The 22738-nt window shown below is 68.1% G+C and carries 21 protein-coding genes and 1 pseudogene; 9 read left to right on the top strand and 13 right to left on the bottom strand.

The window, feature by feature from the left end; genetic code table 11:
* Nucleotides 1–12: 12 nt before the first annotated feature.
* Genes LQ564_RS00595 through LQ564_RS00580 form a run of 4 tightly spaced genes read left to right on the top strand, consistent with a single transcriptional unit; the run spans nucleotide 13 to nucleotide 4310 of the window.
* On the top strand, nucleotides 13–1071 hold the full coding sequence (locus LQ564_RS00595; protein ID WP_231056156.1) for an aminoglycoside phosphotransferase family protein: 1059 nt from the start codon (nucleotides 13–15) through the stop codon (nucleotides 1069–1071).
* Nucleotides 1072–1084: 13 nt separating this feature from the next.
* Complete coding sequence (gene murU, locus LQ564_RS00590; RefSeq protein ID WP_231056155.1) at nucleotides 1085–1807, top strand: N-acetylmuramate alpha-1-phosphate uridylyltransferase MurU; 723 nt, start codon at nucleotides 1085–1087, stop codon at nucleotides 1805–1807.
* Complete coding sequence (locus LQ564_RS00585) at nucleotides 1804–3156, top strand: aminopeptidase P N-terminal domain-containing protein (protein WP_231056154.1); 1353 nt, start codon at nucleotides 1804–1806, stop codon at nucleotides 3154–3156. The genes murU and LQ564_RS00585 overlap by 4 nt, the downstream gene beginning before the upstream one ends.
* Nucleotides 3153–4310: an FAD-dependent monooxygenase gene (locus LQ564_RS00580; protein WP_231056153.1), complete on the top strand. Its 1158-nt coding sequence runs from the start codon at nucleotides 3153–3155 to the stop codon at nucleotides 4308–4310. Before LQ564_RS00585 ends, LQ564_RS00580 begins: the two co-directional genes overlap by 4 nt.
* 322 nt (nucleotides 4311–4632) lie before the next feature.
* Here LQ564_RS00580 and LQ564_RS00575 read toward each other — a convergent pair whose 3' ends face one another.
* From LQ564_RS00575 to LQ564_RS00560, 4 genes are read right to left on the bottom strand one after another with little or no spacing between them, the layout of a single operon-like run.
* Complete coding sequence (locus LQ564_RS00575) at nucleotides 4633–4851, bottom strand: DUF7661 family protein (RefSeq protein WP_231056152.1); 219 nt, start codon at nucleotides 4849–4851, stop codon at nucleotides 4633–4635.
* A complete protein-coding gene (locus LQ564_RS00570) occupies nucleotides 4852–6309 on the bottom strand; it encodes an NAD(P)(+) transhydrogenase (Re/Si-specific) subunit beta (protein WP_231056151.1) in 1458 nt (485 codons plus the stop codon). It abuts the gene before it with no gap.
* Nucleotides 6306–6656 (bottom strand): NAD(P) transhydrogenase subunit alpha part 2, encoded by a 351-nt coding sequence (locus tag LQ564_RS00565; RefSeq protein ID WP_231056150.1) that lies wholly within the window; start codon nucleotides 6654–6656, stop codon nucleotides 6306–6308. Before LQ564_RS00565 ends, LQ564_RS00570 begins: the two co-directional genes overlap by 4 nt.
* Before the next feature lie 13 nt (nucleotides 6657–6669).
* Nucleotides 6670–7782, bottom strand: a complete 1113-nt coding sequence (locus LQ564_RS00560; protein WP_231056149.1) for a Re/Si-specific NAD(P)(+) transhydrogenase subunit alpha — start codon at nucleotides 7780–7782, stop codon at nucleotides 6670–6672.
* Between the two features lie 252 nt (nucleotides 7783–8034).
* On the opposite strand from LQ564_RS00560, the pseudogene LQ564_RS00555 reads away from it, so the two are divergent.
* Nucleotides 8035–8361: pseudogene (locus LQ564_RS00555) on the top strand (NUDIX domain-containing protein); the annotation flags it as partial.
* A gap of 14 nt (nucleotides 8362–8375) precedes the next feature.
* On the top strand, nucleotides 8376–9647 hold the full coding sequence (gene mnmA / locus LQ564_RS00550; RefSeq protein WP_288377881.1) for a tRNA 2-thiouridine(34) synthase MnmA: 1272 nt from the start codon (nucleotides 8376–8378) through the stop codon (nucleotides 9645–9647).
* Between the two features lie 54 nt (nucleotides 9648–9701).
* On the opposite strand, the gene LQ564_RS00545 is transcribed toward mnmA, so the two are convergent.
* Nucleotides 9702–11471, bottom strand: a complete 1770-nt coding sequence (locus LQ564_RS00545) for a sensor domain-containing phosphodiesterase (protein WP_231056146.1) — start codon at nucleotides 11469–11471, stop codon at nucleotides 9702–9704.
* A gap of 184 nt (nucleotides 11472–11655) precedes the next feature.
* On the opposite strand from LQ564_RS00545, the gene LQ564_RS00540 reads away from it, so the two are divergent.
* Nucleotides 11656–12366, top strand: coding sequence for a GAF domain-containing protein (locus tag LQ564_RS00540; RefSeq protein WP_231056145.1), 711 nt, complete (start codon nucleotides 11656–11658; stop codon nucleotides 12364–12366).
* A 16-nt stretch (nucleotides 12367–12382) separates the two neighbouring features.
* Here LQ564_RS00540 and LQ564_RS00535 read toward each other — a convergent pair whose 3' ends face one another.
* The 7 genes from LQ564_RS00535 to LQ564_RS00505 form a co-directional block, all read right to left on the bottom strand.
* The gene (locus LQ564_RS00535) at nucleotides 12383–12772 is read right to left on the bottom strand and encodes an ANTAR domain-containing response regulator (protein ID WP_231056144.1); all 390 of its coding nucleotides are present in this window, start codon (nucleotides 12770–12772) and stop codon (nucleotides 12383–12385) included.
* A 19-nt stretch (nucleotides 12773–12791) separates the two neighbouring features.
* Nucleotides 12792–13577: a 5'-3' exonuclease gene (locus LQ564_RS00530; RefSeq protein ID WP_231056143.1), complete on the bottom strand. Its 786-nt coding sequence runs from the start codon at nucleotides 13575–13577 to the stop codon at nucleotides 12792–12794.
* An 82-nt stretch (nucleotides 13578–13659) separates the two neighbouring features.
* Entirely contained in the window at nucleotides 13660–14619 is a 960-nt protein-coding gene (locus LQ564_RS00525; protein WP_231056142.1) for a DUF4214 domain-containing protein, read from the bottom strand.
* A gap of 5 nt (nucleotides 14620–14624) precedes the next feature.
* A complete protein-coding gene (locus tag LQ564_RS00520) occupies nucleotides 14625–17210 on the bottom strand; it encodes a DUF4214 domain-containing protein (protein ID WP_231056141.1) in 2586 nt (861 codons plus the stop codon).
* A 27-nt stretch (nucleotides 17211–17237) separates the two neighbouring features.
* Nucleotides 17238–18590, bottom strand: a complete 1353-nt coding sequence (locus LQ564_RS00515) for a DUF1501 domain-containing protein (protein WP_231056140.1) — start codon at nucleotides 18588–18590, stop codon at nucleotides 17238–17240.
* Nucleotides 18590–20230, bottom strand: a complete 1641-nt coding sequence (locus LQ564_RS00510) for a DUF1800 domain-containing protein (RefSeq protein WP_231056139.1) — start codon at nucleotides 20228–20230, stop codon at nucleotides 18590–18592. The genes LQ564_RS00515 and LQ564_RS00510 overlap by 1 nt, the downstream gene beginning before the upstream one ends.
* Nucleotides 20231–20332: 102 nt before the next feature.
* Nucleotides 20333–21013 carry a glutathione S-transferase gene (locus tag LQ564_RS00505; protein WP_231056138.1) on the bottom strand — a complete coding sequence of 227 codons (681 nt, stop codon included), beginning with the start codon at nucleotides 21011–21013 and terminating at the stop codon, nucleotides 20333–20335.
* Nucleotides 21014–21133: 120 nt separating this feature from the next.
* Between LQ564_RS00505 and LQ564_RS00500 the strand changes: the two genes are divergently transcribed.
* Both LQ564_RS00500 and LQ564_RS00495 read left to right on the top strand, forming a co-directional pair.
* A complete protein-coding gene (locus tag LQ564_RS00500) occupies nucleotides 21134–22024 on the top strand; it encodes a DUF72 domain-containing protein (RefSeq protein WP_231056137.1) in 891 nt (296 codons plus the stop codon).
* Between the two features lie 41 nt (nucleotides 22025–22065).
* Nucleotides 22066–22446, top strand: a complete 381-nt coding sequence (locus LQ564_RS00495) for a COG4315 family predicted lipoprotein (RefSeq protein WP_231056136.1) — start codon at nucleotides 22066–22068, stop codon at nucleotides 22444–22446.
* Between the two features lie 26 nt (nucleotides 22447–22472).
* Here the strand turns inward: LQ564_RS00495 and LQ564_RS00490 are convergent, their stop codons facing one another.
* A complete protein-coding gene (locus LQ564_RS00490; protein ID WP_231056135.1) occupies nucleotides 22473–22736 on the bottom strand; it encodes a DUF6587 family protein in 264 nt (87 codons plus the stop codon).
* Nucleotides 22737–22738: the final 2 nt, after the last annotated feature.

Below are 22738 nucleotides of genomic sequence, written 5' to 3'. Positions count from 1 at the left end.
CAGGCTGCTTTCATGTCTTCTTTGTATCAAAATACCCCCACTTCCGCCGGCCAGGATACGCGCCTGCAGCAGCTGACCGAATGGCTGGCGACGACCGGCCTGGTGGACATCGGGAGCGGCCGCCCGGCGTCGGCGGACGCCAGCTTCCGCCGCTATTTCCGCTACGACGTGGCACCCGCCATGCGCGAGAAGCTCGGCGCCACCCTGGTGGCGATGGACGCCCCGCCCGAGCGCGAGAACGTGCCGGCCTATATCCACGTCCAGGGCCTGTTGCTGGAGGCCGGCGTGACAGTGCCGGCCATCGTGGCGCAACAGGTCGAGAGCGGCTTCCTGCTGCTGTCCGACCTCGGCGTGACGACCTACCTGCAGCGACTGGATTCGGACAACGCGCCCTTCATGTACTCCGACGCGGTCGACGCGCTGCTGAAGTTCCAGATGGCCAGCCAGCCCGGCGTGCTGCCGGAATTCGACCGCGCCTTCGTGATGCGCGAACTGGGCATCTTCCCGGAGTGGTACATCGGCAAGCACCTCGGCGTGACGCTCGACGAGAAGCAGCAGGCCACGCTGGATAAAGTCTTCGAGGCGATCTGCGCCAACGTGCTGGCGCAGCAGCAGGTCTACATGCACCGCGATTTCCACTCGCGTAACCTGATGTGGCTCGAGCAGGGCAACCCGGGCGTGCTGGACTTCCAGGACGCCGTCTACGGCCCGGTCACCTACGACCTGGCGTCGCTGCTGCGCGACGCCTACGTCCAGTGGGACGAAGAGATCGTGCTGGACTGGGTGGTGCGCTACTGGCAGAGCGCGAAGTCGGTCGGCCTGCCGGTCAATCCGGACATCGACGCGTTTTATCGCGACTTCGAATTCATGGCCCTGCAGCGCCACCTGAAAATCCTCGGCATCTTCTGCCGCCTGAACTACCGCGACGGCAAGCCCAACTACCTGGGCGACCTGCCGACCGTGATGGACTACGTGCGCAAGACGGCCAACCGCTACAGCGAACTGAAGCCCTTGCTGCGCCTGCTCGACGCGCTCGAAGACCGCGCGCCGTCGGTCGGCTATACCTTCTGAAGACGGGTTCATCATGAAAGCGATGATTTTCGCCGCCGGCCGCGGCGAGCGCATGCGCCCCCTCACCGACGCCTGCCCCAAGCCCCTGCTCAAGGTGCGCGGACGGCCGATGATCACCTGGCACGTGCTGAACCTGGTGCGCGCGGGGATCCTTGATATCGTCATCAACCACTCCCACCTCGGTCACATGATCGAGGACGAGCTGGGCGACGGCAGCAAGTACGGCGCGCGCATCGTCTACTCGCACGAGCCGACGCCGCTGGAGACCGCCGGCGGGATCGCCAATGCGCTGCACCTGCTGGGCGACGAACCGTTCCTGGCGGTGTCGGGCGACATCTATGCGCCCTACTTCGACTTCTCGCAAGCGATCGACGTGTTGAAGGACAAGGACATGGTGGGCGTCCCCTACCCGCCGGACAAGCGCGACATCGCCTGGCTGTGGCTGACGCCGAACCCGTGGCACAACCCGGAAGGGGACTTCGTGCTCGACATGTACACGCTGCGCAATGAGGGTCCGCAGAAGTGGAACTTCGCCGGCATCGGCGTCTATCGGCCCGAGATGTTCGACGGGATCCAGGCCGGCGACTTCGTCAAGTTCGGCCCCCTGATGCGCAAGTTCATCGAGCAGGGCCGCGTCGGCGGCGAGCTGTATCACGGCCAGTGGGTCAACGTCGGCACCGCCGGCCAGCTGGAAGAACTGAATGCGCCGCTGGGGGCGGCCAGGACCGGTTCATGACGGGTTCCGTCGACGTCTCCTCCTTCATCGAACGGCGCGCCCGGCTGGCGGCGCGCATGGAGCCGGGCGCGGTCGCGGTGCTGGCCACCGCGCTGGAGGTGCTGCGCAACGGCGACAGCGAGTATCCCTACCGGCACGACAGCTCTTTCTACTACCTGACTGGCTTCGCGGAGCCGGAGAGCGTGCTGGTGCTGGTCGCGGCGCGCGGGGATGCGCCTGCGCGGTCGATCCTGTTCTGCCGCGAGAAGAACGTCGAGCGCGAGATCTGGGACGGATTCCGCCATGGACCCGAAGCGGCGCGTGTCGCATTCGGTTTCGACGAGGCGTATCCGGTCGGCGAGCTCGATGCGCAGATGGCGACCGTGCTGGCCGATGCGCCGGCGATCTGGTACGCGCTCGGCCACAGCGCCGCGCTCGATGCGCAGGTCGGCGGCTGGCTCAAGGCCGTGCGTGCAAAGGGCCGCACTGGTATTGCAGCCCCTTCAACCACCCATCACCTGCCCGCCATCCTCGACGAGATGCGCCTGCTGAAGGATGCGGGCGAACAGGCCCTGATGGCGCGCGCCGCCGCCATCGCCGCCGGCGCCCATGCGCGCGCCATGCGTTTCACCCGTCCCGGCGTGTTCGAGTACGAGATCGAGGCCGAGCTGCTGCACGAATTCCGCCGCCACGGCGCCCAGTTCCCGGCCTATACGCCGATCGTGGCCTCGGGCGCGAACGCCTGCGTCCTGCACTACAACGCCAACAACCGCCGCTGCCTGGAAGGTGAACTGGTGCTGGTCGACGCCGGCTGCGAATTCGACGGCTACGCCTCCGACATCACCCGCACCTGGCCGGTGAACGGCCGCTTCAGCGCGCCGCAGCGGGCCTTGTACGAGCTGGTGCTGGCGGCGCAGGAAGCGGCCTTCGCCGCCATCGTGCCCGGCCGGCCCTACAGCGACGTGCACACCGCCGCCGTCCGGGTGCTCACCGCCGGCATGCTGGACCTGGGGCTGATCGACAAGGCCCGGTATGGCTCGGTCGAGGATGCGATTGCGGACAAGGCCCACCTGCCTTTCTACATGCACGGCACCGGCCACTGGCTCGGCATGGACGTGCACGACGTCGGGCCCTACCGCGACCTGACGCTGCCGGACCGGCCTTCGCGCCCGCTGCTGGCGGGGATGGCGCTGACGGTGGAGCCGGGCATCTACGTGCGCCCAGCCGAAGGAGTGCCGGAGGAATACTGGGGCATCGGCATCCGGATCGAGGACGACGTGATCGTCGTCGACGACGGCTGCCGCATCCTGTCCGGCGACGCGCCGAAACGCGTGGCCGAGGTCGAACAACTGATGGGAATACGCGCATGACCGAACAAGGCATTGACGTCGACGTCGCCATCTGCGGCGCCGGCCCGGCCGGCCTCGCGCTGGCCGCCTTCCTGGCGCGGCGCGGCGTGAGCGGCGAACGCATCGCCCTCATCGACGGCAAATCGCTGGGCCAGGCAATCACCGACCCGCGCTCGATCGCGCTGTCCTGGGGCAGCGTGCAACTCCTGGAAGAAGTGCGCGCCTGGCCCCTGCCGGCCACGCCGATCCACGAGATCCACGTCTCGCGCCGCGGCCAGCTGGGCCGCAGCCTGATGGACCGCGCCGAACATGGCGTGCCGGCGCTGGGCTACGTGGCGCGCTACGGCGACGTGGTCGACGCCCTGGCCCGCGCCTGCGCATCCGCCGGCGTGCACACGCTGCGTCCCGCCCGCGTGGACGGCTTCGACGAAGAAGACGCTGCCGTCCAGCTGCGCCTCGACGACGGCCGCACCGTGCTTGCCAAGGTGGCCGTGCAGGCCGAAGGCGGCGTCTTCGGCCAACAGGAAAGCAAGGCGCACCAGCGCGACTACGAACAGACCGCCCTGATCGCGCGCGTGACCGTGAGCGAGCCGATCCCGCACCGCGCCTTCGAGCGCTTCACCGACGAAGGCCCCCTCGCCCTGCTGCCCCAAGACGCCGAAGGTGAAGATGCGGGCCATACCTACGCCCTGGTCTGGTGCATGCGCCCCGAACGCGCCCTCGACATCCAGCGCCTCGACGACAGCGCCTTCCTGCGCCAGTTAACCGACGCCTTCGGCACCCGCCTCGGCGCCTTTACCGCCGCCTCCCCCCGCGTCGCCTTCCCCCTCGGCCTGAACGCCGAAGCCCGCGCCACCGCGCGCACAGTCGCCATCGGCAACGCCGCCCAGACCCTGCACCCGGTCGCCGGCCAGGGCCTGAACCTCGGCCTGCGCGACGCCGCCGTCCTGTCCCGCCACCTGGCCCGCGGCGCCACGCCCGACGCCATCGCCGCCTTCATGGTTGAGCGTCACCAGGACCGCCGCCTGACGATCGGCCTGACCGACACCATGGCGCGCGCTTTCGTCGGCCGCGGCCCCCTGCAACCCCTGCTCGGCCTCTCCCTCGCCGCCCTCGACATCGTCAAACCCGCCCGCCTGCTCCTCGCCGACCTCATGATGTTCGGCCGCCGCTGACCGCAATCGAAACCCAATTGGGGTCAGAGAACCCAATTGGGGTCAGAGTAGAATTATTTGCCAAGATCTTCGGGGCAGCTAACCCATGCCCATTAATCTTCGCCACCGCCAATTGATTCTGGGCTCGTGCTCAATAATTTGACTCTGACCCTGATTAGGTCATGGCGTGGACTTCCCAACCCTAATTGGGGTCAGAGTCAAATTATTTGCCAAGAACCTTATGGCAATTGGTCGCGCGACGTTTTACATGGCTTGAAGATCGATCGCCGAATCAATTGGTAAACAATTCAACTCTGACCCCATGGGGTTCCCCAATCGGGGGTCAGGGGAGGCGGTGGACGGTGGGGCGGCGAGGGGTGGCGTCTTCGTGGAAGAGGTCGGCCAGGTATTCCAGCAGGCCGTCTTCGGAAATGTCGTGGGGGATCACGAAGTCGGCGGGGCGGCGTTTGCCGTCGGTGCCGGGGTGGAAGGCTTGCCAGGCGCCGGGAGCGCCGGTGATGGTCACCAGCGTCCCGAAGACATTGAAACGCAGTTCCCGCATCTACTCGACCGCCTTCACCATCGACTCGATCACCCTCTTGGCGTCGCCGAACACCATCATCGTGTTGGGCTGGTAGAACAGTTCGTTGTCCAGGCCCGCGTAGCCGGAAGCCATCGAGCGCTTGTTGACGATGATGCTCTTGGCTTTGTAGGCTTCCAGGATCGGCATGCCGGCAATGGGGGATTTCGGGTCCTTGGCCGCCGGGTTGACCACGTCGTTCGCGCCCAGCACCAGCACCACGTCGGTCTGGCCGAATTCGCCGTTGATGTCTTCCATCTCGGCCACCTGGTCGTAGGGCACCTCGGCTTCGGCCAGCAGCACGTTCATGTGCCCCGGCATGCGGCCGGCCACCGGGTGGATCGCGTAGCGCACCTGCACGCCGTGCTCGGTCAATTTGTCGACCAGTTCCTTCACCGAGTGCTGGGCGCGCGCCACCGCCAGGCCATAGCCGGGGACGATGATGACGGATTCCGCGTTCTGCAGGATGAAGGCGGCGTCGTCGGCGGAGCCGGATTTCACCGGGCGCTGTTCCTTTGCCTCGCCCGTGTCCACCGACGCCTCGCCGCCGAAGCCGCCCAGGATCACGTTGAAGAAGGAGCGGTTCATCGCCTTGCACATGATGTAGGAGAGGATCGCGCCGGAAGATCCCACCAGGGAGCCGGCGATGATCAGCATCGAGTTGTTCAGCGAGAAGCCGATGCCCGCCGCCGCCCAGCCGGAGTAGGAGTTCAGCATCGACACCACCACCGGCATGTCGGCGCCGCCGATCGGGATGATGATCAGGACGCCCAGCACGAAGGAGAGCGCGGCCATGATCACGAACGGCGTCCAGCTCGGCGCCACGCCGTCGGCGAAGCAGAACATCAGGCCGAGGGCGATGATGGCGATGGCCAGCACCAGGTTGAGGATGTGCTGGCCGGCGAAGCGCACCGGCGCGCCCTGGAACAGGCGGAACTTGTACTTGCCCGACAGCTTGCCGAAGGCGATCACCGAGCCCGAGAAGGTCACCGCGCCGACGAAGGTGCCGATGAAGAGCTCGAGCCGGTTCCCGAACGGCAGCGGGGCGTCGCGGGAGGCGATGTTGAAGGCCCAGGGTTCCGACACGGCGGCCACCGCGATGCACACGGCGGCCAGGCCGATCAGCGAGTGCATCGCCGCGACCAGCTCGGGCATCTTGGTCATCTCGACCTTTTTCGCGGCGACCGCACCGATCGCGCCACCCACTACCACGCCGAGAATCACCAGCGGGAAGCCCATCCCATGCCCGGTCACTAGCTCGGCCTGCAGCTTGAAGATCAGCGCCACCGTGGTCAAGACCGCGATCCCCATGCCGGCCATGCCGAAGGTGTTGCCGATGCGCGCCGTCGATGGCGAGGACAGGCCCTTGAGCGCCTGGATGAAGCACACCGAGGCCACCAGGTAGAACAGGGTCACCACGTTCATGCTGATGTAGTTCATGCCCGTTCTCCCGCGCCAGATGCGGCGTCGGCCTTCACGGCCGGATCGAGGGCCCGCTTCGGCTCCTTCTTCTTGAACATCTCCAGCATGCGCCGCGTGACCATGAAGCCGCCGAACACGTTGACCGCCGCCAGCGCCACCGCGACCGTGCCGGCCACCTGCCCGGTCAGGCCTTCGGTCAGGCCGGCCGCCAGCATGGCGCCGACGATGATGATCGCGGAGATCGCATTGGTCACCGCCATCAGCGGCGTGTGCAGCGCGGGGGTGACGTTCCAGACCACGTGGTAGCCGACGTAGATGGCCAGCACGAAGATGATCAGGTTGATGATGGTATGGCTGATATCCATGTCGATCTCCTGTCTAGGTCCTTAGCACTGCGCCATCCGCGCACACCAGCGTGGCGCGCACGATCTCGTCCTCGCGGTCGATGACGAAGCGGTCTTCCTTGTCGACCACCAGCTTGAGGAAGTCCAGCACGTTGCGCGCATACAGCGCCGAGGCGTCGGCCGGGACCAGGCTGGCGAGGTTCGGCTCGCCGATGATGTGCACGCCGTGCTTGACCACGGTCCGGTTCAGCTCCGTCAGCGGGCAGTTGCCGCCCTGCTCGACCGCCATGTCGACGATCACCGATCCCGGCTTCATCGCCTGCACCGTCTCCTCGCCGATCAGGACCGGCGCCTTGCGGCCCGGGATCAGGGCGGTGGTGATCACGATGTCGGCCAGCTTCGCGCGTTCGTGCACCAGCGCCGCCTGGCGCGCCATCCAGGCTGCCGGCATCGGCCGCGCGTAGCCGCCGGAGCCTTGCGCGATCTCGCGCTCCTCATCGGTTTCATAAGGCACGTCGATGAACCTGGCGCCGAGCGATTCGACCTGTTCCTTCACCGGCGGACGCACGTCCGACGCTTCGATCACGGCGCCCAGGCGCTTGGCGGTGGCGATCGCCTGCAGGCCGGCCACGCCGACGCCCATGATCAGCACGCGCGCCGCCTTCACGGTGCCGGCCGCGGTCATCAGCATCGGCATGAAGCGTCCATAGGTGTTCGCGGCCAGCATCACGGCCTTGTAGCCGGCGATGTTGGCCTGCGACGACAGCACGTCCAGCGACTGGGCGCGCGTGATGCGCGGCGCCGCTTCCAGCGCGAAGGCGGTGAGGCCGGCGCCGGCAAGGTGGGCAAGGTTCTCGCTGTCGAAGGGATTGAGCATGCCGACCAGGACGGTCCCGGCGCGCATGCGGGCGCGTTCCTCGGCATCCGGGCTGCGCACCTTGAGGACCATGTCGGCGCCAAAGGCGGCGGCGGCGTCGACGATGGTGGCGCCGGCCGCTTCATATGCGGCATCTAGACAGGAAGCGCGCAGTCCGGCGCCGGCCTCCACCAGCACCTGGTGGCGCGCGGCCAGCTTCTTGACGGTTTCGGGAGTTGCAGCGACGCGTGTCTCGCCCGGCCGTGTCTCGGCCGGTATGCCAATTCTCATGAAGCTCTCCGTTGGGTGGAAGTTCAGTGGAAGCACTGTCCACAATCTACCATGTAATGACGGCCATTGCTCAACAACAAATACCAAAAAACTAATATTCGATTGTGACGGAGACGCCGGCTGCGGGCCAGCGCCACGGCCCATGTGTTTGCATAAGATCAAGGCCATTTAACGACAGGCAAGCACACCGGACGGGCATGGATGAGCAGAGATACCCGCTGTCAAGGTAGAATAACGCCTCATTTTTGAAGGATGCGCATGACCGATATCTTCAAACCATCCGTGACCGTCGCCGCGATCATCGAGCGCGATGGCCGCTTCCTGCTGATCGAGGAAGAGACGAGCGAAGGCATCAAGCTGAACCAGCCGGCCGGCCACCTCGACCCGCACGAGTCGCTCGAGCAGGCGGTGGTGCGTGAAGCGCTGGAGGAAACCGCGCACGAATTCATCCCGACCGCGCTGGTCGGCATGTACATGTCGCGCTACCACTCGAAGTCGCGCGGCGCCGACGTCACCTACCTGCGCTTCACCTTCTGCGGCCATGCCGGCCGCGAACTGGACCAGCCGCTGGACGAAGGCATCCTGCGCACCATGTGGATGACGCGCGACGAGATCGCCGCCACCGCCGAGCGCCACCGCAGCCCGATCGTGCTGCAGTGCGTCGACGACTACCTGGCCGGCCACCGCACCCCGCTGCACCTGCTGTACACCCACCCTTCGGTGTTCGAGGGCGGGATCTAAAGAATACGGAACGTGAAATGAGCAAGAAAAAAGTCGTGATCGGGATGTCGGGAGGCGTCGACTCCTCGGTCGCGGCGTGGATGCTGAAGGAACAGGGCTATGAAGTCATCGGCCTGTTCATGAAGAACTGGGAAGACGACGACGACTCGGAATACTGCTCGACGCGCCAGGACTGGATCGACGCCGCCAGCGTGGCCGACGTGGTCGGCGTGGACATCGAGGCGGTGAATTTCGCCGCCGAGTACAAGGACCGCGTGTTCGCCGAATTCCTGCGCGAATACCAGGCCGGCCGCACCCCGAACCCGGACGTGCTGTGCAACGCCGAGATCAAGTTCAAGGCCTTCCTCGACCATGCGATGAAGCTGGGCGCCGACCTGATCGCGACCGGCCACTACGCGCGCGTGCGCGAGAACGAGGGCCGCTTCGAATTGCTGAAGGCCTTCGACCACACCAAGGACCAGAGCTACTTCCTGCACCGCCTGAACCAGGCCCAGCTCTCGAAGTCGCTGTTCCCGCTGGGCGAGATCCCGAAGACCGAAGTGCGCAAGATCGCCGAACGCCTGCAGCTGCCGAACGCCCAGAAGAAGGATTCGACCGGCATCTGCTTCATCGGCGAGCGTCCGTTCCGCGAGTTCCTGAACCGCTACCTCTCGCACAAGCCGGGCCCGATGAAGCTCGACACCGGCGAGACCGTGGGCGAGCACATCGGCCTGTCCTTCTACACGCTGGGCCAGCGCAAGGGCATCGGCATCGGCGGCCTGAAGTCGCACAAGAACGCGGACGGCACGGGCGAGCCGTGGTTCGTGGCGCGCAAGGACGTGGCCACCAATACGCTCTACATCGTGCAGGGGCACGACCATCCGTGGCTGCTGTCGTCGCGGCTGGAAGCGGGCCAGGCCAGCTGGGTCGCGGGCCAAGCCCCGAGCCCGCGCCTGCTCTCCGCGAAAACCCGCTACCGCCAGGCCGACGTGGCCTGCACCGTGCAGGCCGACGGCGATCAGCGCTTCGCCCTCGACTTCACCGATCCGCAATGGGCCGTGACGCCGGGCCAGTCGGCCGTGCTGTACGACGGCGACGTGTGCCTGGGCGGCGGAATCATCGATCACCGTAGCGACGCCGCCTGAGCGGATCGCCTACGCACAGAACAAAACGGCGCGGGTTCATCCCGCGCCGTTTTGTTATCCGGCCGCCCGGCTCGCCAGCCACCCGGCCAGCGCCTCCGGCGTCATCGGCTTCCCATACCAATACCCCTGCGCCTCGTCGCAGCCCGCCGCGCGCAGCAGCTGCGCCGCGCCTTCCGTCTCCACGCCCTCGCCCACCACCCGGTGGCCGAGATCGTGCGACAGCTTGATCATCGCCGTCACCAAGGACAAGGTGCGCTCGTCGGTCTCGATGCCGCGGACAAACGACTGGTCGATCTTGACCACGTCGGCAGGCATCTCCTGCAGGTAGGCCAGGCTGCTGTAGCCGGTGCCGAAGTCGTCGATCGCGATCTTCACGCCCGCCTTTTCCAGCCGCGCCATGGTGTCCTGGGCCGCCTTGGGTTTACGCATCAGGGCGCTCTCGGTCAGTTCCAGCGCAAGGCTGCCCGGATCCAGCGCGTGGTGCTGCAGGCCATCCAGCACGCGTTCGCAGAAGTCGGCTTCCTCCAGGTTGACGGCCGAGACGTTGACCGCCACCTGCAGCATCACGCCCTGGTCGCGCCAGGCGGCCACCTGGCGCATTGCCGCATCCAGCACCCATTGGGTGGTGGCGCGCGCCAGCGAGGTGCTCTCGACGATGGGGATGAATTCGCCCGGCGAAATGAAGCCCTCGTCCGCATGGTTCCAGCGCAGCAGCGCTTCCACGCCGTGGCAGGCGCCGCCCTGCAGGTCGACCTTGGGCTGGTACACCAGGTGCAGCTCGCTCTGCTCCTGCAGGGCGCGCCCGAATTCGCCGATCAGCCAGAAGCGGCGCCGGTAGGCGGCGTCCTGTTCGGGCGAATACACGCGCAGGCCTGACTCGGCGCCGAGCGCGTCGTGGGCGGCGCTGTGCAGGTTGCGCAGGACGTCGAGCGGCGCGTCCTGGCCCACGTGGAAGCGCGCCAGGCCGACCGTGGCGGTGGTGATGAAACGCGCGTCGCCGGCGGGGGCACGGTCGCCCAGCCAGGCCAGCAGGCTGCCGCTGAAGCGCACCAGCGAGGCGCCCGGCGCGGCGACGAAGGCGAATTGCGCGGTGCCGACGTGGTAGACCTTGGCGCCACCGGGCAGCCGGCGCAGCGCCGGCACCGCCGCGCGCACGATCTCGTCGAGGTGGGCGCTGCCCATCACGCGCATCGCGTCGCTCAGTTCCTCGGGGCTGGCCAGGCTCACCAGCGCGGCCAGGCGCGCTTCGCCGGCCGGCTCGATCAGGGCCAGGTCGCGCACGTCGCTGACAAACTGGTGCCGGTTCGGCAGGCCGCTGACCGGGTCGACCCGGCCCAGCGCGTGCTGCAGCTCGATCTGCGCCATCACCATCGCCGCCAGGTCTTCCAGGGCGGCGCGGTCGGCGTCGCTGACCGCGCGCGGTTCCAGGCCCAGCACGCACATCGCGCCCAGGCAGTGGCCCGCCTTCGTCACCAGGGGCGCGCCCAGGTAGAAGCGGATGCCGCTCCTGGCCAGCAGGCTGTCGCGGAAGCACTCGTCTTCCAGCAGGTCCGGCACCGCCAGCATCTTGCCGTTCACCGCCACTGCCGCGCACGGCGCCTTCATGCGCGGAATCTCGCTGTGCTCGACCCCGACCTTCGACTTGAACCACTGGCGGTCGGCGTCGGTCAGCGACACCGCCGCGATCGGCAGCCGCAACAGCTGGGCCGCCATGCGGGTGATGCGGTCATAGGCTTCACTGGGCGCCGTGTCCAGCAGGTCGAGCTGGCGCAGCGCCTCGAGGCGGCCGGCTTCCGCCAGATGGGGGTCGTACGGTGAGTTCATTGCAGGCCGTTGTGGGTCGCACGCTCAACAGGCGTACGTATTTATCGAAAATGACGATTATAGCGGAATTTTTTGGTTTAAATGATGCACGCAGTCAATAATTTAACAGAGTTTCCACGCAAATTCATCAAATACTCTTCCATATGCGGTAGAATTCCTCCATCTTTTGTAATTCTCCGTAGCCATGTCCACCTCCGACGACGATCCGATCCTGACCACGCGCGATGCCGCCCAGCTGCTGGGTGTGGCAGTCAGTACCGTGCAGCTCTGGATGGAGAGCGGCGCCCTGCCGGCCTGGAAGACGCCCGGCGGACACCGGCGCGTGCGCCTGAGCGCCGTGCTGGCGCTGCGCCAGCGGCGCGGCGCAGCCGAGGACGGCAAGGACACGTCCTACCGCACCGAGGCCGCGGCGCACTACCCCGCGGCGGCGGAAGAGTCGCTGCGCCTGGCGGCGCTGGCCGCGACCCGGCTGCTCGACACGCCGCCCGAGGAAGTATTCGACCGGCTGGCGCGCCTGGCCGCCCAGACCACCGACTGCCCGATGGCCCTGGTCTCGCTGGTGAGTTCGCAGCGCCAGTGGTTCAAGGCGCGCATCGGCGTCGACCTGAACGAGACGCCGCGCGATTGGTCCTTCTGCAGCCACGCGCTGGCGGCCGGCGACGCCTTCGTGGTGGGCGATGCGGCCAAGGACCCGCGCTTCTCGAACAATCCGCTGGTGGTGGGCGAGCCGCACGTGCGCTTCTACGCCGGAGTGCCGCTGGAAGACGGCGAGGGGCGCCTGCTCGGCACCCTGTGCGTGATGGACCATGAGCCGCGCCGCCTGCGCGAGCGCGAGATGCGCGCACTGCGCGAACTGGCCGCGATCGCATCCGACGAGATCAAGCGCCGCGGCTGAGGCCCCGTGCACGCCGTCAGGCATTGCCGGCCTGGTGCTTGCGCACCACCGCGATCACGGTGTTGCGGATGGTCTTGAGCACCGCGTCGGCCTTGAAGGGCTTGACGATGAAGCCGTGCACGCCGCGCGCCACCGACGCCTGGATGGTCGGGGCGTCGAGCGTGCCGGAGACCATGAAGACCATCGCCTTCGGCAGCTGGCTGCGCAGTTCCTCGACGATACCGCTGCCGTCCTCGACCTGCTCGCGCGCGATGCAGACGATCTGCGGGCGGTGCTTGAGCGCCAGCAGGATGCCGGCGTGGCCGGTGTGGGTCTGGCCGACCACGTCGTAGCCGCCGTCCAGCAGCACGGTATTGAGCAGGCCGCGCGAAATCGCGCTGCCGTCCACGATCACTGCCTTGAGCATCGGCTTCCCTTCTCGTTGATCAATGCGCCTCCCAGGCCAGCATGTTCCAGCTCACGCCCAGGCGCAGGTCGGTCTTCAGTTGCACCAGGCGGCGCGAGATCTCCAGTATCTCACGCTCGGCGCGCAGCCTCTCCCCCAGCGGCGTCTTGAGGATGCCGGCGCCGGCCACCACCGCGTCCAGGCTGCCGTAGGCGTTGAGCAGGCGCGCCGCCGTCTTCATGCCGATCTTCGACACGCCCGGCACGCCGTCGGTGGGGTCGCCCATCAGCGACAGCAGGTCGTGCAGCCGTTCCGGCGCCACGCCGAAGCGCGCGCGCACCCAGGCGTCGTCGTGCCACTCGTTCTTGAAATGGTCCCACACCAGCGCGCCGTGCGCGATCAGCACGTGCAGGTCCTTGTCGGTGGTGGCGACGATCGCTGCGCCGCGCCCTTCGTTCAGCCAGCGCATCACGCCGGTGGCGATCACGTCGTCGGCTTCGACGCCGGGCAGCGAGACCACCTGCACGCCGGCGCGGCGCAAGCGCTCGTGGAATTCCGGCAGCGCCTCGCGCAGCGGCGCCGGCATCGCCGCCCGTCCCTCGCGGTAGCGCGGATAGAGTTCGTGGCGCCAGTTCGGGCCGCCGTAGTCGAAGGCCGCCAGCACGTGGGTCGGCGCGTGCACCTCGAGCACGTTGCGGAAGGACGAGAAGGCATGGCGCAGCGCGATCCCGGCCTTCAGGTCGGAATCCGGTTCGGGACTGGCCTCATAGACGCGGCGCACGATGTTCAGGCCATCGATCGCCAGCAGCTTGCCCGGTTTGCTCATGGTGCTGGCCGTGCCGGTAGTGGAAACCGCCCATCATAAACCGCGCGGCTTCCCAAGGAAAGCCGCCGCCGGTTGATCAGGCTTACAGCGCGCCGCCCTCGTACCAGGCGCGCACGATATCGCGCTCGGCCTGGGTCATCTTCGTCTGGTTCCCGTAGGGCATGAACTGGGTCTGGACCACGTTCACGTAGATGCGGTAGGCGTCGGCGCGGATCTGCTCGGGCGTGTCGAAACGGATGCCGCGCGGCGCGCTGGCGAAGCCCGGCATGGTCGGCGTCGCCGAATGGCAGGCGACGCAGCGCGCGCCGACGATCGCGTTCACCTTCGATGCGGCCGGCGAAGCCGCCACCGCCGCCAGGGCTTCCTGCACCAGCGCGGCTTCCTGCGCGGCGCTGGTATTGGCGTCGACCTTGCCCAGCACGGCGCGCAGCGCGGCGACCGCGGCGTCGCCGCTGTAGTGGGCGGCGCGCTCGGGCGTGTCGAGCGCCCTGGTGAAGGCGGCGGCCAGCGAAGCCTTGCGGTCGAATACGGTGAGGTCGTCGATCGACGCGGTCGACAGCAGCGCCACCGGCACCTGGCCGCGCGTGAACACGCCGCGCGCCAGCAGGTCGGACCAGAACGCCAGGCCGCCGGGGTCGGGCTCGCGGTTGAACAGGTTCCGGTACATCATGGCGACCGTCGCCCGGTGGTCGCTCGAATACAGCGCGCCCGCCTCGCGGCTCTGCGCCATGCCGTCGAGGACGGCGCGCACGCCGGAGTCGACGCCGTAGCGCCAGTACAGGGCGCCGGTGTCCGCCACCAGCTGCAGGCGCTGACTCACGCCGGTGTAGAAGGCCAGGCCGTCGGGGTCGGCGGCGCGGCCGAAATACGCCAGGTAGAGGCGCTGGACCGCAGCCTCGTGGTCTTGCTGGGTGACCGGCACGACGCTCAGGGTGCGCACCGGCGCGGCGGATTGCGCCGCCGGCGCCGACGGCGTGTCGCCGCCGCAGCCGGCCAGCAGCGCGGCGCAGGCCAGGCCTGCGGCGAAGAAGCGGACATTCATTGAGTTCAAGGGATGGGGGTGTAGTCGATGCCGTTTTCGATGGCGCCAATGACCTGGGCGCGGTTTTCCTGGCTCTCGGCGAAGAAGGACAGCACCTTGGCGCGCTCGTAGCCGTTGTTGATCACCGTGACCCAGTGCCTGAAGCCCGCTTCCTCGGGGGCGCGGTGCAACACGTTATTGTACAGCTTGGTCACGAAGTCCTCGACCGAGGGCGTGGCCCCGTACTTCTGGATCGACTCCGGCGAGGCGATGAAATAGCCGGCCATGTCGTCGAGCGACATGCCGTTGTCCATGTTGCGGATCCAGAACGACAGGCCGCCGCTGTCGGGCTTGCGGTCGAAGGCGGCCTGGTACAGGCGGTAGGTCTGGCCGGCGGCGCCGTCGAGGTCGAAGGCGACCGCGTTGCCGTCGCTGAACAGCGCGCGCTCCACGTTCACAAGGTGGTCGCTGCCCGCGGCCTTGGCCGCGACCATGCTGCCATCGTGGCTGTGGCCGAAGCTCACGCTCGTCCTCGGGCCGTCGTAGCGCACCACGTCGAAGCCGGCGCCGCCGTCGATGTGGTCGAAGCCGGCGCTGGCCGTGATGCTGTCGTTGCCGGCGCCGGCCGCCACGGTGTCGTCGCCCGCGGTGCCGGCCAGGCTGTCGCGACCCTCGCTGCCCGCCACCGTCGCGGCCAGGGTGCGCACCGGAATGAAGGCCATGTAGTCGCTGCTGCCCTTGGCGTCGGTCACGGTGAAGGTGAAGCGGTCCTCGGCCGCATAGCCGCGCTGCGGCGTGTAGACGTAGTCGCCGTTCGCCCCCAGCACCAGGGTCCCGTGCAGCGGCGCGGTCTTCACCTTGTAGCTGACGGCGACGCCGTCGCTGGACGCCGGCAGGCTGCCGGCGGTGCTGGCGTTCTGGTCGACCTCGATCACGATGTCGGCCGCCAGGCCCGCCGTGCCCAGGGTCAGGTCGCCATCGGCGAAGCGCAGCTTCTCGATGCCGAGCAAGGTGTCGAAGCCGCTGCTGCCGTCGCGCGCGGTGACGAAGGTCTTGCCGAAGCCGGTGCTGAGCAGGTAGTCGGCGCGGCGGCCCTCGAACACCGCGGTGTCGTTGCCGGCGCCGCCGTCGATCCAGTCGTTGCCCAGGCCGCCGCGCAGGGTGTTGTCGAGGCGGTTGCCGACCAGGACGTCGTCCGACGCGGAACCGATGGCGGACTCGATCCAGGTGCCGGGCGCGATGCCCAGGTTGCCGAGCGCCACCGCGCCGGCCGGGGTCGCGCCGACGCTCGACAGGCTGCCCGGGTTCAGGTCGATCGAGACGCCGATCGCGGAGCCCGAGGCGTCGATGGTGTCGACGCCGCCGTCGTCGACGATGCTGGTCTGGGCCGCGTAGCGCGCCGCGTCCAGCACATAGGTGGTGTCGCCGGCGCCGGTATTGCGGCTGCCGTAGAGGTAGCGCAGCGCGGCGATGTCGAGGGCGCCCCAGGTGGCGGGGAACAGGCCGTCCGCGGTCGCGCCGTGCGCCATCACCGAGTAGCTGGTGACGTCGTCCTCCAGGCGCCATTGGGCCGTCCAGGCGTCGCCGGGGTCGACGTTGCGCGGGTGGCGCAGGCCGAGGGCGTGGCCGATTTCGTGCAGCAGCGCGGCATGGCCTTCCGAGCCGGGCGTGAGGTTCTTCAGCGAATCGACGTCCATCCAGACCTGGCCGGCGTTCGGCTGGCCCGGCAGTGCCGCCACGCCTTTGGTGCCGGCCTGGGCGCTGGCGCCGAACAGCAGCTTGGCGTCGTTTGTAGCGACTTCGCGGAAAGTGAGGCCGGCAAACTTCGCGGCGCTGTCCAGGATCGCGCGCACCGCCGCCTTTTGCGCCTCGGTGAAGGCGGCGAAGCCGCTGGCGCCCGGCCCGCTGGCGGGGGCGGTGGTGGCGAAGCCGAAGGTCAGTTCCACCGGCGTGCCCTGCGACTGGCCGGCGTTCCAGCGGTTGGCGTTGGCGCCGACCAGGCCTTCGCGCGCCATCTGCTCGGGCGAGATGAAGTCGCCCAGGCTGACGGTGACGTTGTTGTTGGCGCCGCTCACGCCGATCCGTTCGACGTTGCTGAAAGCGAGGCTGAACTCGGGCCGGCCGGCCCAGGTGACGGCGCCGCTCAGGCCATCGATCGAGGTCGTGATGGTGAACTCGGACAGGGTCATCCCCGGGTGGAACTCGGGCAGGAAGACCACGTCGTCGCCGCCGCGGCCATCCACGACCGTCGCGCCGCCGCCGATGAAGAACTCGTTGTCCAGGCTGCTGCCCAGCAGGCGGTCGTTCTGCCAGCTGCCGCTGACGCGCTGCACGCCGACCAGGGTGTCGCGCGTGCCCCAGCCATCCTCGGCCCAGCCGGCTTCGAGGTCGACCGTCACGCCGTTCGGGCTGTCCCAGTAGGCGGCCGTGAGTTTACGCCACCAGTCGGCGCTCGGCAGCTGCTCGATGCGGTCGTCGCCGGCGCCGCCGACCACGTTGCCGAGGTAGACCCGGATGATGTCGTTGCCGCCCTTGCCGTAGATGGTGTCCCACTGGTCGGAGAGCCTGTCGTTGACGTAGGTGTCGGCGGCTTCGCTGAGATTGATGTCCATGCCGTGTCTCGATGCGCCCGATGGGCCTTATGCGTGCAGCAGGTTGATGGTCTTCTGGCTGAAGTTGGCCAGGTTCGGGAACACCTTGTCGAAGTCCGACGGGGCCAGGCCGAGCCACTGCATCAGCGTCGCGCCCACCTGGTCGGTCGAGATGGTCGGCACGAAGCGCCCGCCGCCGTTCGGATCCGAGTCGTCCGGCCCGCCCAGGGTGAGCGTGGGCAGGGCGCCGGCCACCTGGCCGCCGCGCACCGGGCCGCCCAGCGCGAACCAGTGGTTGCCCCAGGCGTGGTCGCTGCCCCCGCCGGAAGCCTGGCGCAGGGTGCGGCCGAAGTCGCTCATGGTCAGCGAGACCACGTTCTGGTCCAGGCCCGCGGCCTGGTTGGCGGTGTCGAACGCCGTCATCGCGCGCGCCAGCGTCGCCAGCTGGGCATCCTGGCTGGTGGGGCCGGTGCCGCGCTGGGCCGCGTGGGTGTCGAACTGGCCCCACTGGACCAGGAACACCTGGCGCTTGAAGCCGCGCTTCTTGAACTCGGGCAGGAGCGAAGCCAGCTTGCGCAGGCAGCGCGACAGCTCGTCGCCGCCGAAGTCGCCTTGCGGATCCTTGGCGCCGAGCGCGGCCTGGGTGAACAGCGTCGATTCGGTGACGCTGCGCCCGAAGGTGCGCGCGTATTCGGCCTCGTAGCCGTTGGCGAACTGCCAGCGCGCCATGCGGTTCAGGGCCTGCGCCGCCGGCGTCTGCGGCTGCGCCAGGTCGGCCTGCCCCCAGTAGCGCGAATCCCAGGCGCTCAGGAAGGACACCGGCGAATTGCGGCCCAGGACCAGGGTGCGGTCGTTGTTCATGGTGACCGCGTTGGCGGCGTTGCGCAGGCTGCTCGGCAGCAGTTCCAGCGCGCGTCCGGCCCAGCCGCTGGTGTCGCTGTCGCCCAGCCAGCCCTGCTGCCACATCACCTGGTCGCTGTGCGACAGCAGGAAGGACGGCACCGCGACCGTGCGCTCGATCACCTGGCGCGCGGTGGCCGGCTGCACCAGCGGGCCGGCGTTGGCGATCCAGGCCAGGCGGCCGTTGTTGTACAGGGGCGCCAGCGGGGCGAGGGCCGGATGCAGGCCGTAGGTATGGCCGCCGCTGCTGCCGGCCAGCGCCGTCAGGACGCTCTTGCCGATCGCCAGTTCGGGACGGGCGGCGGCGTAGTCGTTGTAGGCGCCGTCCAGCGGCACCAGGCTGTTCAGGCCATCGTTGCCGCCGTTGAGGAAGACCACCACCAGGGCGCGGTAGTCGTCGCCGGCGGCGTGGGCCGGGCCGGATTCCAGCAGGCTCGAGGCGCCGAGCATGCTGACCACCGGCGCGGCGCCGGCAAAACGAAGAAAGTGGCGGCGGTCCATCAGCGGATCACTCCATAGTAAGGGGTCGCCAGGGCGAACTGCACCAGGCTGATTGCTTTCTCGGCCGGGGTGTTGCCCCAGGTGCTGGGCGCCAGCTCGATCAGGTTCTGGCGCAGCACCGCCGGCATGGCGCCGCGGAAGTAGCGTTCGTTGACCAGGTCGGCCAGGGCCGCCGGCGAGCTGCGGAAGGCGCGCTCGAACTCGGCCGCGTTGCAGTCGCCGCCGGCGGCGCGGGCGCCTTCGGCGATGCCGTTCTGCAGGCGCCAGGACAGTTCGGAAGCGTTCAGCAGGCGCTGCTCGGGCGACAGGATGTTGCTGCCCGGCGCGCGGTCGGTCGGCATGTAGAAGCTGAACACGCTGGCCGGATCGAAGGGGCTCTGCGAGGAGTTCATCAGGTTGCCGTCGCTCCAGTTCAGCTGGCGCTTGCAGCCCATGCCGCGCAGCAGGCCGGTGTACCACAGCAGCGGCTCGCGCATCTTGCCGGCCTGGGCGCCGCCGCTGCCGGCCTGGTCGCCCTGGCGCGCCTCGGCATCGAGCAGCACCGCCTTGATCACCGACTTCATGTCGCCCGAACTGCTGCGGAACACGCCCGCCACGCGCGCCACGTAGGCCGGGCTGGGGTCGCTGGTGACGTGGTGCTGGATCAGGCGCAGCGCCACGAAGGGCGCGATGTTCTGGTGCCCCATCAGGAGCGCGACGATGGCGTCGAGTTCCTGGCGCGCTTCGACGCCGGCCGGGAAGGCGCGGCCCAGCACGTTCTTGGCGCCGCGGTCGTGGGCCGCGCGCCACGGGTCGGGGATCAGTTCCTTGTCGTAGCGGCGGTAGTCGGTGCGGTCGTAGTCGCCGTCGATGCGCCAGCCGGTCAGTGCGCGCGCCAGTTCCTCGACATCCTTCTGGCTATAGGTTTCGGCCGGCTTGCCGGCGGCGTCGCGCTGGATGCTGCCGTCGAGGTTGAGCTTGACCACGCCCAGGGTGAACAGCTGCAGCAGTTCGCGCGCATAGTTCTCGTTCGGCGCGCACCATTTGCATTCGTCGGTGGTGGGACGGTTCTGCAGGTTGTCCAGGTAGATGCCCATCGCCGGGTTCATCGTCACCGCGCGCAGCAGCTCGCCATAGTTGCCGAAGGCGTGGCGCTGCAGGAAGTTCGAGTAGCTCAGGCCGCCGTAGGGCTCGATCTTGTTGATCGCCGTGACGATGAATTGCGACAGCGACCAGCTGACGCGCCGGCGCAACTGGTCGGGCGCGTTCAGGAAGGAGGCGTACAGCTGCCGGTGCGCATACTGGTAGGCCTGGTGGCCCAGTGCCGGGATCTGGCTGTCGTAGTTGACGATCGGGCTGGTGTCGATGATCGAGGCCGGCAGCGCGTACTGGCTGTCGATCCAGCCCTCGAAGCCCCGGGCCTGGATGTCGGCGATCAGGGCCGGGGTGGCGCCGAAGCTGACCTGGTCGGCGAAGCGCGCCGCCGCGTAATAGGTGACGGCGTTGGCGCGGGCCGGCTGGACCTGGCCGCTCGAGGCGCTGAAGGCTGGAGCCTGGGTATCGGGAGCATCGTCCTGGCGGCCGCAGCCGGCGGCCAACGCCAGGACGGCAGGGATCGCCCAGGCCAGCGAAGGACGGAGACGGCGCGACAAGATTGGCATGGGAACTCCCGCATGGTCGAAGCCGACATTATTGCATGCAGGAATTGCCAAAGAAACCAGCTGTATGCGTCCTTACAACACCTTTCGGTTAAAAATTTTCAGTTACGAGGCGTAGTCGTACTTGCCGCCACGTTCGAGTGCGCGGACATAGGCCGGGCGCGCGTGGATTTTTTGCAGGAATGCGCCGAGGCGCGGATACTGGCTGCCCAGTCCGCCGCGCGAGGCGGCCGCTTCCAGCGCAAAGCTCATCTGGATGTCGGCGGCGCTGAATTCGTTGCCGGCGAACCATGCGGACTTGCCGAGTTCGGCCTCGAGGAAGTCCAGCTGGCTGCGGATGTTCGGCATCACGAAGCCGTCCTTGACCTTGCGCGCGATGGCGCGTGCGATCGGCCTGGCGAAGAAGGGCATGGGGCCGTTCTCGACCTTGTCGAACACCAGCTTCATCAGGAGCGGCGACATCGCCGAGCCTTCGGCGAAGTGCAGGAAATAAGTCCAGCGCAGGCGTTCCGGGGTGCCGGCGGCCGGCACCAGGCGGCCGTTGCCGTAGCGGCCGACGAGGTATTCGACGATGGCGCCGGATTCGGCCACGACGAGGTCACCATTCGCGCCGTCGGTGATCACCGGCGACTTGCCGAGCGGGTGCACGGCCTTGAGTTCGGGCGGCGCCAGCATGGTCTTGGGGTCGCGCTGGTATTTCTTGATCTCGTAGTCCAGGCCCAGCTCTTCGAGCAGCCACAGGATGCGCTGCGAGCGCGAGTTGTTCAGGTGGTGGACGACGATCATGGCGCGGGTCTCTGGGTTGTGTTGGGGCTGCCAGCTTACCATTGTTGCGCACCTGCCAACAGCGCGCCTCGGTGCGTGGCCGCACGCAAGCCGGCAGGCGGACCGATGTAAGGTGCGCGTATGAGCGGATCGGTTTACATCGGGATTTCCGGCTGGCGCTACGTGCCGTGGCGCGGCAAGTTCTATCCGCCCGGCCTGGCCCAGCACCGCGAGCTGGAATATGCCGCGACCCAGCTGCCCAGCATCGAGATCAACGGTTCCTTCTACGCGCTGCAGCGGCCGTCCAGCTATGCGGCCTGGCATGCCGCCACGCCGCCCGGCTTCGTGTTCGCGGTCAAGGGCAACCGATTCATTACCCACATGCTCAAGCTGCGCGACATCGAAGGGCCGCTGGCGAACGTGCTGGCCTCGGGCGTGTTCGAATTGAAGGAGAAACTCGGGCCCTTCCTGTGGCAATTCCCGCCGATGGTGAAATTCGAGCCGGAACGCTTTGAGCATTTCCTGTCGCTGCTGCCGCAGGATACCGATACCGCCCTGGCGCTGGCGCGGCAATACCAGCCGCGCATGGAGGGCAAGGTGTCGCTCGACGCCGGGCCGCGCCGGCCGATGCGCCATGCGGTCGAGATCCGCCACGAAAGTTTCCGCGATCCGGCCTTTGTCGCCATGCTGCGCCGCTACAACGTGGCGCTGGTGGTGGCCGACACCGCGGGACGCTGGCCGCTGTGCGAGGACGTCACCGCCGACTTCGTCTACATCCGCCTGCATGGCGACCAGGAACTGTATGCGAGCGGCTACGGGGATGCGGCGATCGCGGCCTGGGCGGCGCGCATCGATGCCTGGCGCCATGGGCGCCAGCCGGAGAACGCGCGGCTGGTCTCGACGCTGGCGCCGCCGAGGAAGAAGGCGCGCGACGTCTACTGCTACTTCGACAACGACATCAAGGTGCATGCGCCCTACGATGCCCAGCGCCTGATCAAGGCCGTGGCGGATTTAGCGGGAACGGCCGCGTAGATTCGCGGTCTATCTCTGCATGATCCAATCAGGAGTCCATCATGATGCTGCGTTCCTGCTTCGCCGTCCTTGCCCTGCTCTTTTCCAGCCTTGCCTTCGCCTTCGACGCGCCGCCGCTGAGGGCCGCGCACGGCGTACTGGTCGATCAGGCCGGCATGACCGTCTACACCTACGACAAGGACGCCGCCGGCAGCGGCAAGAGCAGCTGTGTCGATACATGCGCCAGAAACTGGCCGCCGGTCAAGGCGCCGGCCGGCGCACTGCCAGAGCCCTGGTCGATTGTCACGCGCGAGGACGGCGTCGTGCAGCTGGCCCATCGTGGCAAGCCGCTGTACACCTTTATCAAGGACAAGAAGGCGGGAGACAAGGCCGGCGACGGGGTCGGCAAGGCCTGGCACGTGGTGGAGGTGCCGGCGCGCTGAGTGCCGGGGGCCCGGGTGTGTGCGCCTTAGCGGCGCGGATGGATCTGGATGACCTTGCCCTTGCCCGAAGGCGGCGTGGGCTCGGACGGGCCGCAGCTGCCGCAGCCCGTACCGCAGCCGGTGCCGCAGCTCGCGGTGGCGTCGAACCATTTCACCAGCCAGCGGCCGGCGCGTCCGCCGCGCGCCAGGCGGCCGGCGAGCGCGTGGCGCCAGCGTTCGGGCAGGTACTTCGCGACGGCGTACAGCAGCGCCAGCGCGACGATGATCCCGACGATGACTTCCTGCCACATGG

The sequence above is a fragment of the Massilia phyllostachyos genome, from assembly GCF_021044825.1.
Lineage (GTDB): Bacteria > Pseudomonadota > Gammaproteobacteria > Burkholderiales > Burkholderiaceae_D > Telluria > Telluria phyllostachyos.
This window is presented reverse-complemented; position numbering and strand designations above follow the sequence as displayed.

Bases quoted from the DNA above. Each gene is read 5' to 3' on its own strand.
- LQ564_RS00510 (WP_231056139.1), bottom strand. From the start codon at position 20,230: ATGCCAATCTTGTCGCGCCGTCTCCGTCCTTCGCTGGCCTGGGCGATC.
- LQ564_RS00495 (WP_231056136.1), top strand. From the start codon at position 22,066: ATGATGCTGCGTTCCTGCTTCGCCGTCCTTGCCCTGCTCTTTTCCAGC.
- LQ564_RS00540 (WP_231056145.1), top strand. From the start codon at position 11,656: ATGTCCACCTCCGACGACGATCCGATCCTGACCACGCGCGATGCCGCC.
- LQ564_RS00520 (WP_231056141.1), bottom strand. From the start codon at position 17,210: ATGGACATCAATCTCAGCGAAGCCGCCGACACCTACGTCAACGACAGG.
- LQ564_RS00585 (WP_231056154.1), top strand. From the start codon at position 1,804: ATGACGGGTTCCGTCGACGTCTCCTCCTTCATCGAACGGCGCGCCCGG.
- LQ564_RS00545 (WP_231056146.1), bottom strand. From the start codon at position 11,471: ATGAACTCACCGTACGACCCCCATCTGGCGGAAGCCGGCCGCCTCGAG.
- LQ564_RS00575 (WP_231056152.1), bottom strand. From the start codon at position 4,851: ATGCGGGAACTGCGTTTCAATGTCTTCGGGACGCTGGTGACCATCACC.
- LQ564_RS00595 (WP_231056156.1), top strand. From the start codon at position 13: ATGTCTTCTTTGTATCAAAATACCCCCACTTCCGCCGGCCAGGATACG.
- LQ564_RS00525 (WP_231056142.1), bottom strand. From the start codon at position 14,619: ATGAATGTCCGCTTCTTCGCCGCAGGCCTGGCCTGCGCCGCGCTGCTG.
- LQ564_RS00505 (WP_231056138.1), bottom strand. From the start codon at position 21,013: ATGATCGTCGTCCACCACCTGAACAACTCGCGCTCGCAGCGCATCCTG.
- LQ564_RS00515 (WP_231056140.1), bottom strand. From the start codon at position 18,590: ATGGACCGCCGCCACTTTCTTCGTTTTGCCGGCGCCGCGCCGGTGGTC.
- LQ564_RS00490 (WP_231056135.1), bottom strand. From the start codon at position 22,736: ATGTGGCAGGAAGTCATCGTCGGGATCATCGTCGCGCTGGCGCTGCTG.
- murU (WP_231056155.1), top strand. From the start codon at position 1,085: ATGAAAGCGATGATTTTCGCCGCCGGCCGCGGCGAGCGCATGCGCCCC.
- LQ564_RS00535 (WP_231056144.1), bottom strand. From the start codon at position 12,772: ATGCTCAAGGCAGTGATCGTGGACGGCAGCGCGATTTCGCGCGGCCTG.
- LQ564_RS00530 (WP_231056143.1), bottom strand. From the start codon at position 13,577: ATGAGCAAACCGGGCAAGCTGCTGGCGATCGATGGCCTGAACATCGTG.
- LQ564_RS00500 (WP_231056137.1), top strand. From the start codon at position 21,134: ATGAGCGGATCGGTTTACATCGGGATTTCCGGCTGGCGCTACGTGCCG.
- LQ564_RS00560 (WP_231056149.1), bottom strand. From the start codon at position 7,782: ATGAGAATTGGCATACCGGCCGAGACACGGCCGGGCGAGACACGCGTC.
- LQ564_RS00565 (WP_231056150.1), bottom strand. From the start codon at position 6,656: ATGGATATCAGCCATACCATCATCAACCTGATCATCTTCGTGCTGGCC.
- LQ564_RS00570 (WP_231056151.1), bottom strand. From the start codon at position 6,309: ATGAACTACATCAGCATGAACGTGGTGACCCTGTTCTACCTGGTGGCC.
- LQ564_RS00580 (WP_231056153.1), top strand. From the start codon at position 3,153: ATGACCGAACAAGGCATTGACGTCGACGTCGCCATCTGCGGCGCCGGC.